This is a genomic window from Peribacillus sp. B65, from assembly GCF_058513295.1.
The window spans coordinates 1,591,540-1,606,583 of the sequence record NZ_CP195840.1; the positions used below are offsets into that span (position 1 = coordinate 1,591,540).

General features: G+C 44.0%; 13 protein-coding genes, 1 other RNA gene and 1 other annotated feature (1 of these 15 running past the window's edge). All 14 genes read left to right on the forward strand.

Annotation, left to right across the window (positions count from 1 at the left end):
• Positions 1-193 (forward strand) — a binding site (T-box leader); it begins 44 nt to the left of the window's first position.
• Between the two features lie 99 nt (positions 194-292).
• On the forward strand, positions 293-1,564 hold the full coding sequence (hisS, locus tag ACSR9O_RS07785) for a histidine--tRNA ligase (RefSeq protein ID WP_101222759.1): 1,272 nt from the start codon (positions 293-295) through the stop codon (positions 1,562-1,564).
• 12 nt (positions 1,565-1,576) lie between these two features.
• On the forward strand, positions 1,577-3,346 hold the full coding sequence (gene aspS / locus ACSR9O_RS07790) for an aspartate--tRNA ligase (protein ID WP_260358223.1): 1,770 nt from the start codon (positions 1,577-1,579) through the stop codon (positions 3,344-3,346).
• 86 nt (positions 3,347-3,432) lie between these two features.
• Positions 3,433-3,618: non-coding RNA, 6S RNA (gene ssrS, locus ACSR9O_RS07795), on the forward strand.
• A 433-nt stretch (positions 3,619-4,051) separates the two neighbouring features.
• Entirely contained in the window at positions 4,052-5,068 is a 1,017-nt protein-coding gene (locus tag ACSR9O_RS07800; protein WP_491724230.1) for an NERD domain-containing protein, read from the forward strand.
• Positions 5,069-5,327: 259 nt separating this feature from the next.
• The gene (locus ACSR9O_RS07805; RefSeq protein ID WP_491724231.1) at positions 5,328-6,434 is read left to right on the forward strand and encodes a M20 family metallopeptidase; all 1,107 of its coding nucleotides are present in this window, start codon (positions 5,328-5,330) and stop codon (positions 6,432-6,434) included.
• A gap of 111 nt (positions 6,435-6,545) precedes the next feature.
• The gene (locus ACSR9O_RS07810) at positions 6,546-7,307 is read left to right on the forward strand and encodes a tRNA threonylcarbamoyladenosine dehydratase (RefSeq protein ID WP_101222756.1); all 762 of its coding nucleotides are present in this window, start codon (positions 6,546-6,548) and stop codon (positions 7,305-7,307) included.
• A gap of 190 nt (positions 7,308-7,497) precedes the next feature.
• Entirely contained in the window at positions 7,498-8,688 is a 1,191-nt protein-coding gene (locus ACSR9O_RS07815) for an ABC transporter substrate-binding protein (protein WP_491724232.1), read from the forward strand.
• Positions 8,689-8,764: 76 nt separating this feature from the next.
• Positions 8,765-9,643 (forward strand): branched-chain amino acid ABC transporter permease, encoded by an 879-nt coding sequence (locus tag ACSR9O_RS07820; RefSeq protein WP_101222754.1) that lies wholly within the window; start codon positions 8,765-8,767, stop codon positions 9,641-9,643.
• A 13-nt stretch (positions 9,644-9,656) separates the two neighbouring features.
• A complete protein-coding gene (locus tag ACSR9O_RS07825) occupies positions 9,657-10,628 on the forward strand; it encodes a branched-chain amino acid ABC transporter permease (RefSeq protein ID WP_260358219.1) in 972 nt (323 codons plus the stop codon).
• Positions 10,603-11,382, forward strand: coding sequence for an ABC transporter ATP-binding protein (locus ACSR9O_RS07830; protein WP_491724233.1), 780 nt, complete (start codon positions 10,603-10,605; stop codon positions 11,380-11,382). Before ACSR9O_RS07825 ends, ACSR9O_RS07830 begins: the two co-directional genes overlap by 26 nt.
• Positions 11,382-12,089, forward strand: coding sequence for an ABC transporter ATP-binding protein (locus ACSR9O_RS07835; RefSeq protein WP_491724234.1), 708 nt, complete (start codon positions 11,382-11,384; stop codon positions 12,087-12,089). Before ACSR9O_RS07830 ends, ACSR9O_RS07835 begins: the two co-directional genes overlap by 1 nt.
• A gap of 113 nt (positions 12,090-12,202) precedes the next feature.
• Positions 12,203-12,349: a hypothetical protein gene (locus ACSR9O_RS07840; protein ID WP_157831011.1), complete on the forward strand. Its 147-nt coding sequence runs from the start codon at positions 12,203-12,205 to the stop codon at positions 12,347-12,349.
• A 463-nt stretch (positions 12,350-12,812) separates the two neighbouring features.
• Positions 12,813-13,991: an ABC transporter substrate-binding protein gene (locus ACSR9O_RS07845; protein WP_101222750.1), complete on the forward strand. Its 1,179-nt coding sequence runs from the start codon at positions 12,813-12,815 to the stop codon at positions 13,989-13,991.
• A gap of 163 nt (positions 13,992-14,154) precedes the next feature.
• Entirely contained in the window at positions 14,155-15,033 is an 879-nt protein-coding gene (locus tag ACSR9O_RS07850) for a branched-chain amino acid ABC transporter permease (RefSeq protein WP_101222749.1), read from the forward strand.
• Positions 15,034-15,044 lie beyond the last annotated feature (11 nt).

The window sequence follows — 15,044 nt, forward strand, 5'->3', positions numbered from 1 at the left end:
GAGAGGAAATGCCGAGGCTGAAAGCATTCCACATGATGACTTAATGAAAGAACCCTCCGTAGGCTTCACTCCGAACGGATTTACTTAATAGGAGATGAACGTAAAACAGGCGTTAACTGTTTTTGAGCGGGGGCACTTTTTTTGTGCTTCAACTAGGGTGGCACCACGGGATATCCAAACTCTCGTCCCTTGTAACATATAAGTTACAAGGGGCGGGAGTTTTTTGTTTGGAAAAAATCAGTATAGCGCGCCGTATCAGAAAGGGCGCCTTGCTTTAAAGGAGGAAACACACATGTCTATTCAGATTCCTAGAGGTACTCAGGATTTATTGCCTGGCCAAACGGAAATTTGGCAGTATATCGAAAACACGGCGCGTGAGATTTGTCACCGTTATCAATATAAAGAAATCCGCACTCCAATTTTTGAGCACACGGAATTATTTTTACGTGGTGTAGGGGATACAACCGATATCGTACAAAAAGAGATGTATTCATTTCAAGATCGCGGTGAAAGGAACTTAACCCTTCGTCCGGAAGGCACTGCATCTGTTGTACGGTCATATATCGAGAACAAAATGTTCGGGTGGGCCAATCAACCGGTCAAGCTTTATTATATCGGGCCGATGTTCCGCTACGAACGTCCGCAAGCAGGCCGATTCCGCCAGTTCGTTCAATTCGGCATCGAAGCTTTAGGAAGTAAGGATCCAGGAATCGATGCAGAGGTTCTGTCACTTGCGATGAACCTGTACAAGGAACTTGGTTTGAAAAAGCTGAAACTTGTGATCAACAGCCTTGGTGATAAGGAAAGCCGGACAGCGCATCGCAATGCGTTAATCAAACATTTCGAACCCCGCATCGGCGAGTTTTGCGGCGATTGTCAAAACCGTCTGGAAAAGAATCCTTTGCGTATCCTGGATTGCAAAAAGGATCACGGTCACGAATTGATGAACACGGCTCCATCCATCATTGAATATTTAAATGATGAATCCCGTATTTATTTCGAAAAGGTGAAACAGCATTTAACCGATTTGGAAATCGATTTCGTAGAAGATCCGACTCTAGTGCGCGGCTTGGATTACTATAATCATACCGCCTTTGAAATCATGAGTGATGCAGAAGGCTTTGGCGCCATCACTACACTTTGCGGAGGCGGCCGTTATAACGGGCTGTCTGAAGAACTTGGCGGACCGGAAACACCAGGAATCGGCTTTGCACTTAGCATTGAACGCCTGATTGCAGCCCTCCAAGCAGAAAACATCGAGCTTCCGATCAAAAAGGGAATTGACTGCTATCTTGTTTCATTAGGTGAAACAGCCAAGGATTATACCGTCAAACTTGCCCATCAATTGCGGAATGCCGGTTTTACCGTCGAAAAAGACTATCAAGACCGTAAAGTGAAAGCACAATTCAAATCAGCCGACCGCCTTGAAGCAAGATATGTGGCGACACTCGGGGATGATGAATTGGCAAATAATAAAATCAATGTGAAGTTCATGGAAACCGGTGAACAAGTCCAGATGGATCTTGCTACATTCGTAGAACAATTTAAAAAGCTACAGGCTTAAGGGGGAAATACCATGTTTGGCAGAACATACTTCAATGGTGAAGTGACAGAAGCAGCTATTGGTGAAAAAGTAACATTAAAAGGATGGGTACAAAAACGCCGGGATTTGGGCGGTGTCATCTTTATCGACCTACGTGACAGAAGCGGAGTCGTCCAAGTCGTATTCAATCCGGACATTTCGGCAGACGCGCTGGCTACAGCCGAAAAAATCCGTAATGAATACGTCCTTGATATCCAAGGGACAGTCATCAAACGTGATGAAGCCAACTTCAATCCGAACGTAACAACAGGGACAGTCGAAGTTCAAGCCGAAAACGTTACAATTTTAAACGAAGCAAAGACCCCACCATTCATCATTGATGAAAGAACGGATGTATCAGAAGACATCCGCTTGAAATATCGTTATTTGGACCTGCGCCGTCCAGCGATGTTCGAAACGCTGAAAATGCGTAACCAAACAACAAAAGCGATCCGTGATTACTTGGATGGTGAAGGCTTCCTTGATATCGAAACACCTATCTTAACAAAAAGTACACCTGAAGGAGCACGTGACTATTTAGTGCCTAGCCGTGTGCACGAAGGGGAATTCTATGCACTTCCGCAGTCACCGCAAATCTTCAAGCAGCTATTGATGGTATCAGGTTTCGAACGTTATTATCAAATTGCCCGCTGTTTCCGTGATGAAGATTTACGTGCTGACAGACAGCCTGAATTCACGCAAATCGATATCGAAACAAGCTTCATGAGCCAAGAAGATATCATCAAGACCGCAGAAAACATGATGGCTAAAGTGATGAAAGACGTAAAAGGATTGGACGTAACACTGCCATTCCCTAGAATGACCTACAATGAAGCGATGAGCCGTTACGGATCCGACAAACCGGATACACGCTTCGGAATGGAACTTAAAGATGTTTCCGAAATCGTCAAAGACAGTGATTTCAAAGTGTTCACCGGCGCTGTTGCAAGCGGCGGACAAGTAAAGGCGATCGTCGTTAAAGACGGAAATGCGGATTATTCCCGTAAAGACATTGATGGATTGGCTGAATTTGCAGCGATTTACGGTGCAAAAGGCCTTGCATGGCTTAAAGTTGAAGAAGACGGCGTAAAAGGGCCGATCGCCAAATTCTTCGCTGAAGATCAAGAGCAATTAGTATCTGTATTGGAAGCCGAGGTGGGCGATTTAATCTTATTCGTGGCGGATAAGAAAGGCATAGTCGCTGATTCACTTGGAGCACTACGCATCAAGCTTGGTAAAGAAAGAGGCTTGATCGATCAAAGCAAATTCAACTTCCTATGGGTGACCGACTGGCCATTATTTGAATATGACGAAGAAGAAGGACGCTACTATGCAGCACACCATCCATTCACAATGCCATTCCGTGAAGACATGGACAAATTGGAATCAGACCCAGCAAGCGTCCGTGCCCAAGCATATGACCTTGTACTGAACGGCTACGAACTTGGCGGTGGATCACTGCGGATATTCGAACGTCACGTTCAGGAAAAAATGTTCAAAGTACTTGGATTCTCCGAAGAAGAAGCAAACGCACAATTCGGCTTCCTAATGGATGCATTCGAATACGGAACGCCTCCACACGGCGGAATCGCCCTTGGATTGGACCGCATGGTCATGCTGCTCGCAGGCCGCACGAACCTTCGCGACACCATCGCGTTCCCGAAAACAGCAAGCGCAAGCGACCTGCTCGTTGACGCACCGAGTACTGTAAGTGACAAGCAATTAGCTGAACTTAACCTAAGACTTGCTGCACTTAAAAAATAATTCATTTGGGAAAAATATGAAAAAATACCTAGGTGTTTTTTCTTGAAACTGAGCTAAGCATTATGATATGATATTTCCAATAAGTAAGAGTCCTGATGTGTTCGTTCTTTAACCTATAAGTTTTGACCGAACACTTATAGTTACCGGGAGCACTAGTTTCCTGGCCGCGTAAAAGCCTCCCTCGAAGAGGACTTACAAACGCGAGGAACCGAGCACCCACCTGCGGAGAGCGGGTTCAAAACAAAGGCGTAAACGGCACAATTGGGACTCTTACACCTTACAAAGCAACTCATGTTACATAACATGGGTTTTTTTGTGCGTAAAAATAGTCAATTTACAGGAGAATGTGTATATTTACGGGTAAATGGTGTAAATCACGAGTAAATAGTGCGAATTCAGGAGTAAAACGTAAATTCACGAGTAAATAGAGCGAACACACGAGTAAATAGCATAAACTCACGAGTAAATGGCGTAAACTCACGAGTAAAAGGCGTGAATTCACGAGTAAATGGTGCGAACTCACGAGTAAACGGAGCAAACTTACGAGTAAATGGTGCAAACTCACGAGTAAAAGGTGCGAACTCACAAGTAAATGGCGTAAACTCACGAGTAAATGACGATAACGTCCGACTGAGCTATAAATCTCAAGAAATAAACCGAGCAAACTCACGGTAAAATGCCTGATTTCAGTATGTGGCAGGAAAAATGGGCATTAACAAAGAAGCTAAAGGAGAAGGAGTTGATAAATGGATGCTAAAACCGTGTGAAAGGCCTATGAAAATGCTCAAACTGGAGGCATTAAGCAGGAGGCTATCAGCAAATCATCCAAAACAGGAAAGAATAAGGAATGATCTCCGGAAAATCCGTACAGGATTTAACGGGGAGCGGAGTATCGGAAAAGAACTGAAGAATCTTCCGAAAGAATATCGAGTATTTCATGATTTGAGGTTAGGCTACGACGGGAGCCGTTATTTTCAAATGGATTTCCTAATAATCAGCTGGAATTACGGCATAATCATTGAAGTAAAAAACTTTGCTGGAACGCTCTATTTTGACCGCACCTATCCCCAATTGATTCGGACAAAAGATGGACAGGAACAAGCTTATCTAGATCCGCTGATCCAGGTTGACGTGCAAAAATCCCGATTTAATGATTGGCTTACTTTTCACAAATTTCCCTCGCTGCCGATTGAAACGCTCATTGCCAATGCAAACTCGAATACCATCATCAGGACTACCCCAGGTTTTACCCCCATTTTCAAAAAAATCACGGGAAAAGAAACCCTGATCTCTAAAATTCATACTCTCGATGAAAAGTATTCTTCTAAGCCTTTAACCCAAAGGCAGAGCAATAGACTTTCGAACACGATTCTGCAAAAAAACACTCCGCATAATCCTGATATACTCGATTTGTATCAGATCGATGAGCAAGATCTGCTAAAAAGCGTTCAATGTCCTGAATGCTCTGCTCTCCATATGCAATATCACTGGGGCAAATGGTCTTGCAGTCACTGTTCTTACGCCTCCAAAGATGCCCACATTAAAACTCTTCGTGATTTTGCTCTCCTCATAAAACCCAATATTACGAATAAACAAGCTCGGCTCTTTTTACAAATAGATTCAATTGATATCATGCAACGGATGCTGTCTGCACTGGAATTGCCTTATTCGGGGCAATTTAAAAATAGAGCTTATAGACTTGATGGATTAATTCACGAGTAAATGGCGCAAACTCACGAGTAAACGAGCCAAATTCACGAGTAAATGGCGCAAACTCACGAGTAAACGAGCTAAACTCACGAGTAAACACCCCAATCTTACGAATAAAACCCAAAAACCCTCGAATATACTTCAAATCTTCCCATTTAAGTAACATTCGGCAATATAGATTCGTAAATTATAGTAAGGTTGAGCAATATTCAGCCAAGGATAGAAAGTAGTGAGGGCTTTGAAAGATTTATTATATGCAAAGAGGAAGGAAATGCTTCAATTAGTGGAGCGGCTAGTGAATATAGATAGTGGTTCTCATACGAAAAAGGGTATTGATGAAATTGGTTCGATTTTAAAAACGAAATTTGAAAGTCTGGATTTTATTGTAAATACCGTTGAGCAACAGAATTATGGCAATCAGCTGGTCATCCAGCATCGTGAGGCGAATCAACCGCATATTTTGATCGTTGCCCATATGGATACGGTGTTTCCGGAGGGGACAGCGCAAAAACGTCCTTTTAAGGTGAAAGGAAATCGGGCATACGGTCCTGGTGTGGCGGATATGAAGTCTAGCTTGGTTGAGTTATTTTATGCGATCCTTTGCTTGAAACAGACGGGGCAGACAGGCTATAAGCATATCCAAATCATTCTTAATAGTGATGAGGAGATCGGGTCTCCGTCGTCTGCTTCACTCATCTCGGAAAAGGCGGCAGGTAAGAAGTTTGCGTTAATTCTTGAACCGGCAAGGACGGACGGTTCGCTTGTCACGGCAAGAAGGGGCTGCGGTCAGTTTAAAGTCGATATTATGGGAGTTGCTGCCCATTCGGGGATCGAACCGGAAAAGGGACGAAGTGCAATTGAAGAATTGGCCCATAAGATCATCGCCTTACACCTATTGAATGATCAAAAGAAAGGAATCAGCGTTAATGTCGGCAAAATTGAAGGAGGCTCCGCTGTCAATATGATCGCTTCCCATGCGGCTGCCTTCGTCGATGTGCGGATTTCGGAAAAAAAGCAGGAAGGCACCGTTCTCAAGCAGCTGAAAAAAATCTGTGCAGAAACCTATATTCCCGGAACGAAAACGACATTAAGCGGAAAAATGGACCGGTCTCCCATGGAAAAGAATGAGAAATCGAACTTGCTTTTAGAGACGATCCGTCAGGCTGGGAAGGAAATCGGCATCGAAATCACGGATACGGCCACGGGTGGAGGCTCGGATGCTTCCATCACTTCTGAATTGGGAATCGCTACAGTGGATGGACTCGGGCCCATTGGAGGAAATGCACATAGTGAAGAGGAGTATTTGGAAATTCCGAGCCTGACGGAAAGGACGCTCCTTTTGGCTACCGTCCTTCAAAAATTATCAAAAATGACCTAGTGCACTAATTCCGATTAGACTGCTCATATTTCGCTTGTCATAAATGATGTTTATGATATATTGTTTATTGGGAAGCTAAATAAGAACAGAATTTATTGGAGTTGAATATATATGCTGCATCAGTTTTCACGAAATGAATTGGCAATTGGCAAGGAAGGAATCGATATTCTGAAAAACACGACCGTTGCTGTCCTGGGTGTAGGAGGCGTTGGTTCCTTTTCAGCCGAAGCTTTGGCACGTACGGGGGTAGGCCGTATTATTCTTGTGGATAAAGACGATGTCGACATCACAAATGTAAACAGGCAGATCCATGCTCTATTATCAACAGTCGGTCAACCGAAAGCGGAATTGATGAAAAACCGCATTCAAGACATCAATCCCGACTGCGAAGTGATCGCTCTTAAAATGTTCTATACAGAAGAAACGTTTGAGGAATTCTTCAGTTATGGCCTGGACTATGTCATTGATGCATCGGATACGGTCATTTATAAGATTCATGTGATGAAGGAATGCCTGAAACGGAATATCAAGGTGATTTCAAGCATGGGTGCCGCTAATAAGATGGACCCGACGCGTTTTCAAATTGCTGATATCTCCAAAACGCATACCGATCCGCTTGCCAAGGTCATTCGTACTAGATTGCGTAAAGAGGGCATAACAAAGGGAATCCCGGTTGTCTTTTCCGATGAGAGCCCTATTGTCATTCGTGAGGATGTCCGAAAAGAAGTCGGCAATGATGAGGCAAAAATCCGTAAAGCGCAAATGCCGCCATCTTCGAATGCTTTCGTACCATCCGTAGCGGGCTTGATTGCAGCTAGCTGGGTGATCAATGATATTTTAAAAGACATTGAAGTTCGCCGTGTTAACGATTGATAAGAAAGTTAACTGACTCTATAAAGGGTCAGTTTTTTTGTGTCGAATAGTAGATATTCCCTTTTAATAACTTTTTTATCCATATCATATAGACGGGGTCGAAAGAATGAGATAAACTTGTTTTCAGAATATTATTTTTATTCAGATATTCTGTTTGTTTAAAAGAACATACAAAACAAGGGGGTTTCAAATGAAGAAGAAAAAGCTAGCAGGAGTGTTTCTATCACTTTCATTGGTTGCAGGGGCGCTGGCAGGTTGTAGTGGCGGCGACTCGAAAACTAGCAGTTCAGGCGGGGGTTCATCAAACTCGGGTGACACAATCAAAATTGGGGCCAACCTTGAATTGTCCGGAGGCACGGCATCATTCGGCCAATCGGCTGCCGATGGTTTGCAACTGGCCGTCGATGAGATTAATAAAGAGGGCATCGACGGTAAAAAACTGGAAATCGTTAAGGTTGATAATAAATCAGATGCTGCAGAAGCTACAAGCGGTTCGATCAAGCTGGTCAGCCAGGACAAGGTTGTGGCTGTAGTCGGATCTGCGACAAGCACTAATACATTGGCACAGGTTCAAGTCGCACAGGATAATCAAGTTCCTCTACTCACACCAACTGCAACAAATCCCGACATCACCAACAAAGCTGGAAAATTAAATGATTATGTGTTCAGGACGTGCTTTATCGATCCATTCCAAGGTACGGTTGCAGCCAATTTCGCAACTGACGAAATAGGGGCAAAGACGGCTGCGATCTATGTGGATAGCGCAAGTGATTATTCCAAGGGATTGGCCGCAGCTTTTAAAGAAGCGTTCACTGCCAAGGGCGGTAAAATCGTGGCGGAAGAAGCTTATGTAACTAAAGATACTGATTTCCGCTCTACATTGACACGTATCAAATCCGCAAAACCGGAGTTCGTTTTCCTTCCTGGTTATTATGAGGAAGTCGGATTGATCTTAAAACAGGCTCGTGAAGACGGCATAGACCTTCCATTCATGGGCGGAGACGGCTGGGATTCCCCGAAGGTCGTTGAAATTGCCGGAGCTGAGGCTTTGAAAAATACCTATATCACGAATCACTATTCTCCGGAAGATGAAGATGCAAAGATCCAGGATTTCGTTGCAGCCTTCAAAAAGGAATACAATAAAACACCGGATGCCTTTGCAGCACTTGGCTATGACACTGGCTACTACCTGGCTGATGCCATCAAGAGATCTGGTGATGCTTCTCCCGAAAAAATCAGACAAGCGTTGGAAGATGTCAAAGATCTTCAATTAGTTTCCGGAACGCTGAACCTCGATGAAAACCATGATCCGATCAAATCGGCGACCATCTTGGAATATGTGGATGGCAAACAAACATTCAAAACAAAAATCAATCCATAATACCTTACGTGGATAGGGGGCAAGTCCCCCCTATTCTATATTCACTTAAAAAACACCTTAACGGGGAGAGTGCAATATGGAACTGATTCAGCAATTGGTAAATGGCATTTCACTCGGAAGCATTTATGCTTTGATCGCGCTTGGTTATACGATGGTATATGGAATCGTCAAGCTCATAAACTTCGCCCATGGAGACGTATTCATGGTCGGTTCATTTGTAGGGTTTTACGCCATTACCGTAATGGACTTATCCTTCATCCCAGCTTTATTGATTTCGATGGTCTCATGTGCCATCTTTGGCGTTTTAATTGAACGCATTGCTTATAAACCCCTTCGTAATGCAACACGGATCGCGGCCTTGATAACGGCCATCGGTGTTTCCCTTCTGATAGAAAACGGGCTGATTTACATCCGGGGCGCCCAGCCGGAAGCCTATCCAAATAACGTCCTTCCGATGGATAAACTCGATATATTGGGAGTTTCCATCAGCAGCCAATCGATATTGATCTTATCTGTTTCCATCATATTAATGATCATCCTACAATTCGTTGTCCATAAAACCAAAATCGGCAAAGCGATGCGTGCCGTTTCATTCGATTCCGAAGCGGCTAAGCTGATGGGAATCAATGTGAATAATACGATTTCAGCTACATTCGCCATAGGTTCAGCCCTTGCAGGGGCGGCTGGTGTCATTTTTGGAATCTACTATATTAAAATCGAGCCGTTGATGGGTGTCCTTCCTGGCCTTAAAGCATTTGTTGCAGCAGTCTTGGGCGGCATCGGCATCATTCCTGGCGCGATGGTCGGCGGTCTGCTGCTTGGAGTGATCGAGGCTTTGGTCAGTGCTGCCGGTTATTCATTATGGCGCGATGGTGTGGCTTTCGTCGTACTTATCTTGATTTTGATTTTCTTGCCGCAGGGTCTGTTCGGTAAAAATAAAAGAGAAAAAGTATAGGGGAGACATGGCGATGACTACTTTAAAGAATTCAAAGGGTTTTTGGCTCTCGATCGTGCTCGCACTTATTTTTTTCGGAATCATGCAGTACACCATTTCAAGCGGTATGCTCAACCCATTTTATATCAACACGCTCATGTTCATCGGCATCAATATCATGCTGGCGACGAGCCTGCATTTAATCATTGGAATAACCGGACAGTTCTCGATCGGGCATGCAGGTTTTTTAGCGGTAGGGGCCTATGCTTCGGCAGTCATGACAATGAAGCTGGAACTTCCATTCATCATAGCTGTATTGGCTGGGGGCGTAATAGCAGCTGTTGCGGGCATGGTGATCGGGGTACCGAGCTTGCGCCTGAAGGGGGATTACCTGGCGATAGCTACGCTTGGATTTGGGGAAATCGTCCGGATCGTCCTTTTGAATATTGATTATGTAGGCGGGGCAAGCGGGATGCAGGTATCCCACCTGACTACTTGGCCATGGGTTTTTGCCTGTGTGATGATCACCGTCTTAGTCATCCGGAATTTCACCAATTCGACTCACGGAAGGGCATGCATATCCGTAAGGGAAGATGAAACGGCCGCTGATGCGATGGGAATCAATACGACCTATTATAAAGTGGCGGCTTTCGTCATCGGAGCCTTTTTTGCCGGAATCGCCGGATCGCTTTATGCCCATAATTTCTATATTATCCAGCCATCGAATTTCGGTTTCCTAAAATCCTTCGATATTCTGATTTTCGTCGTACTTGGCGGTCTTGGAAGTCTTTCAGGTTCGGTTTTGGCCGCAATTTTACTGACGATCGTGACGACATTCCTACAGGATTATCCGGAGACGAGAATGATCATCTACAGCCTTGTCCTGATCCTGATGATGATTTTCCGCCCGCAGGGTTTAATGGGAACAAGAGAAATCACGGCATTGTTCACAAATAAAAAAACGAAAGGGGGCCCAAAGGATGGAAGCCACAATACCGTTGCTTAAAGTAGATTCGGTGGGTATCCGTTTTGGCGGTTTGAAAGCTGTGTCCGATGTGAATGTGGAATTATTTCCAGGGGAACTTGTAGGCCTGATCGGGCCGAATGGAGCTGGGAAAACGACTTTCTTCAATTTATTGACGGGTGTGTATGTACCAACAGAAGGAACGATTGCCTTGAACGGGGAAAATCTAAATAAGCAGCCACCTTATAAAATTACCCGAAAAGGGATCTCGAGGACCTTTCAAAACATTCGCCTCTTCAGTGAGTTATCCGTGATCGATAACGTGAAGGTTGCTTACCACTCGCTTGCCAATCATGGAATTCCAAGCTCCATATTCCGGCTGACGGGACATTTTTCCGGGGAAAAGGAAATGGATGAAAAGGCGCTGGAGTTCTTGAGGATTTTCAATCTTGACCATTTTAAGGATGAAAAAGCGAAGAATCTTCCATACGGACAGCAAAGGCGGCTGGAAATCGCCCGTGCCCTTGCCGCCAATCCGAAACTTCTTTTACTGGACGAACCCGCAGCCGGGATGAACCCGCACGAAACGAAAGAATTAATGAATCTCATTGCTTTTATCCGGAAGGAATTCAACCTTACCGTTTTGCTCATCGAGCATGATATGTCACTTGTCATGGGGGTATGCGAACGGATTTACGTTCTTGATCATGGACAGCTTATCGCTCACGGAAAGCCGGAACAAATCCGCAACGATCCAAAGGTCATCGAGGCATATCTAGGGGAGGAGGTTTCCTGATGCTGAAAATAGAGGACATCAATGTTTTTTATGGCAATATCCAAGCGTTAAAAGTGGTTTCCATGGAGATTAACGAGGGCGAGATCGTGACCTTGATCGGGGCGAACGGAGCGGGAAAAAGCACGCTGCTCAAAACGATTTCCGGTCTGTTAAAACCAAAGCAAGGAAAAGTTCTGTTCGAAGGCGAGCCGATTGGAGGAAAAGCTGCACAGTCCATCGTGAAAATGGGCATATCCCATGTACCTGAAGGACGACGTGTCTTTGCCAACATGACGGTAGCCGAAAACCTGGAGCTAGGGGCTTATTTGCGGAAAGACAAAGATGGCATCCATAAGGATATGGAAAAGGTATACGAGCTATTTCCGAGGCTGCTGGAGAGAATCAAACAGCAGGCTGGCACGCTTTCAGGCGGTGAACAGCAAATGCTTGCAATGGGCCGGGCCTTAATGGCCAAACCACGGTTATTACTGCTCGATGAACCTTCGATGGGCCTTGCACCGCTTCTGGTGAAACAAATATTCAACATCATCCAGGAAATCAGTGAGACCGGAACAACGATCCTTTTGGTCGAGCAAAACGCCAACCTTGCATTATCGATTGCAGATCGGGCTTATGTAGTTGAAACGGGCCGAATCGTCCTGTCGGGCAATGCCGAGGAACTCACTTCAAGTGAAGAAATAAAAATGGCCTATTTAGGAGGACATTGAACCTCCGTTTCATAAATTAACTCCTGCGGGAAAAGTGCAACCGACGGAGACACCTCAGGCGCAAAGGGCGCCGAGGAGGCTCCCGGACCGCCAGCGGAAAGCGAGTGCCTGCAGTGGATATCAAAGGTCGAATTATACAAAAATCAAATATTATCGAGTTTGTCTACAGTCATGAACCGCCGTTTGGCGGTTTTTTGTTTGATGATCGGGTTATGCAAAATATACAGAAAGATAAAAAAGCAGAGGAGCTTCATGCATGATTTTATACATCCAATATAGTATTATTCAATTTTGATATAGGAATTAAGACTAAAAAAGAACAAAGAAAATGGGTTTAATTCCCTATCAATATACTTCTATTTTGGTAAAAATGTAATTAAAAGGATGAAAAAAATAAGGAAATGAATAAATTTTTTTGAGCAGTAAATAAGGGATTTGTAATATTAATATAATTAAATTATCAGTTTTTTCTGACTATACCGCCTGTTTTCGCAATATTTAAAATATATAAAGATAAAAATGATATAGCACTTCCTGTGAAAAATATCCTATTTGGCGCAATCTTCTCACAATTATTATATAGACGGAATGAAAATTATGCGGTAAACTATTTTTCGAAATATTAATTTAATTTCAAAAATTTCATCTAATCAACTTTTTCTGAGGCATCTTGAATAAATATTCATGCATCAGAGCGATGATTACAAAACGGGGGGATTATTTATGAAAAAGAAAAAACTAGCAGGTGCATTCCTTTCTCTAACACTTGCTGCAGGAGTGCTAGCCGGTTGTTCCAGCTCTGGTTCATCAGAAAAATCAGGCGGAGATGGAGATACGATAAAAATCGGTGTCAACCTTGAATTATCAGGCGGTGTTGCTTCATATGGACAATCGATTGCAGAAGGTCTGGAGCTTGCGACTGCAGAAATAAATAAAGAAGGCATTGACGGTAAAAAAATCAAACTTATTAAAGTCGATAATAAATCAGAAGCGTCAGAAGCGACTAGCGGAGCGATCAAGCTGACATCACAAGATCAGGTTGCAGCAATCGTAGGTGCAGCGACAAGCACGAACTCGATTGCACAAGTACAGATTGCCCAAGATAATAAAGTGCCGGTCATCTCACCTTCCGGTACAAGCCCTGAAATCACTTTCAGCAAGGATAAATTGAACGATTACGTTTTCAGGACAAGCTTCATCGATCCATTCCAAGGGACGGTAGCTGCGAACTTTGCAACTAAAGAAATCAAAGCGAAAAGTGCAGCCATCTATATTGACAGCTCAAGTGATTATTCAAAAGGATTAGCTGCAGCCTTTAAAGAACAATTCGAAAAAAATGGCGGAAAAATCGTTGCTGAGGAAGCTTACATCGCGAAGGATACTGATTTCCGTTCCACATTGACTCGTTTGAAATCGGCAAAACCTGATTTCATTTTCCTTCCTGGTTACTATGAGGAAGCTGGTCTTATCGTGAAGCAGGCACGTGAAACTGGACTTGACGTTCCTTTCATGGGCGGCGACGGCTGGGATTCTCCTAAGCTAGTTGAAATTGCCGGTGCAAAAGCTCTAAATAATACGTTCATCACGAACCATTATTCTTCAGGTGACCCTGATGAGAAAATTCAGAATTTTGTGTCTGCATTTAAAGCGAAGTACAAAGATAAATCCCCGGATGCATTTAACGCTCTAGGATATGACACAGGATACTTCCTTGCAGACGCGATTAAACGTGCTGGATCAGCGGATTCGGAAAAAATCAAAGAAGCGCTGGAAAAAACGGCTGACCTTGAGCTTGTAACGGGTACATTCACATTGGATGAAAAACATAATCCAATCAAATCTGCTACCATCCTTGAGTTTAAAGAGGGAAAACAAGTATTCAACACGAAAATCAATCCTTAATTTCGGAGAACAACTCCAATCCTTTCGCCGGCCCTTCGTAAATAAGAAGGTGCTGGCGAATTCTCATTTTTCAAGCATGCCAGGTCGCTGATCTTCCCCTTAGCGGAATGAAAAGAGTCTGGACCAACCAATCATAAAATTAGATTTTCAAGGAGAGTCGAACATGGAATTGATACAACAGTTAATAAACGGGGTTTCATTAGGAAGTATTTATGCCCTTATCGCTCTCGGATATACGATGGTTTACGGGATTGTTAAATTGATAAACTTCGCACATGGCGATGTATTCATGGTCGGCTCATTCGTTGGTTTTTACTCGATAACGGTCCTGGATCTGTCATTCGTGCCCGCCCTATTAATCTCGATGACGGTCTGTGCGCTGTTTGGTGTATTGATCGAGCGTATCGCGTACAAGCCATTGCGTAACGCAACACGTATTGCGGCACTTATCACTGCCATCGGTGTTTCCCTTTTGATCGAATACGGATTCATCTACGTCCGCGGTGCACAGCCGGAAGCTTATCCGAATGATGTATTGCCGGCAGACAAGTTCAATATTTTTGGAGTTTCCATCAATAGCCAATCGGTATTGATTTTTGGAGTGGCTGTAGTTCTAATGATCATCCTTCAAATCATCGTTCATAAATCAAAAATAGGAAAAGCGATGCGTGCCGTTTCCTTTGACGCGGATGCAGCCAAACTGATGGGGATAAATGTCGATAACACGATTTCTGCCACCTTTGCAATCGGTTCCGCATTGGCTGGGGCAGCGGGCGTCATTTTCGGTATTTACTATATCAAGATCGAGCCGCTAATGGGTGTGCTTCCGGGACTGAAGGCATTCGTTGCCGCCGTTCTTGGAGGGATCGGGATTATTCCTGGCGCGATGGTCGGTGGCCTATTGCTAGGTGTCATCGAAGCTTTGGTCAGTGCCGCCGGTTACTCATTATGGCGTGATGCTGTAGCCTTCGTCGTACTGATTCTTATCTTGATTTTCATGCCACAAGGCTTATTCGGTAAAAACAAAAAAGAAAAAGTATAGGGGAGACAAAG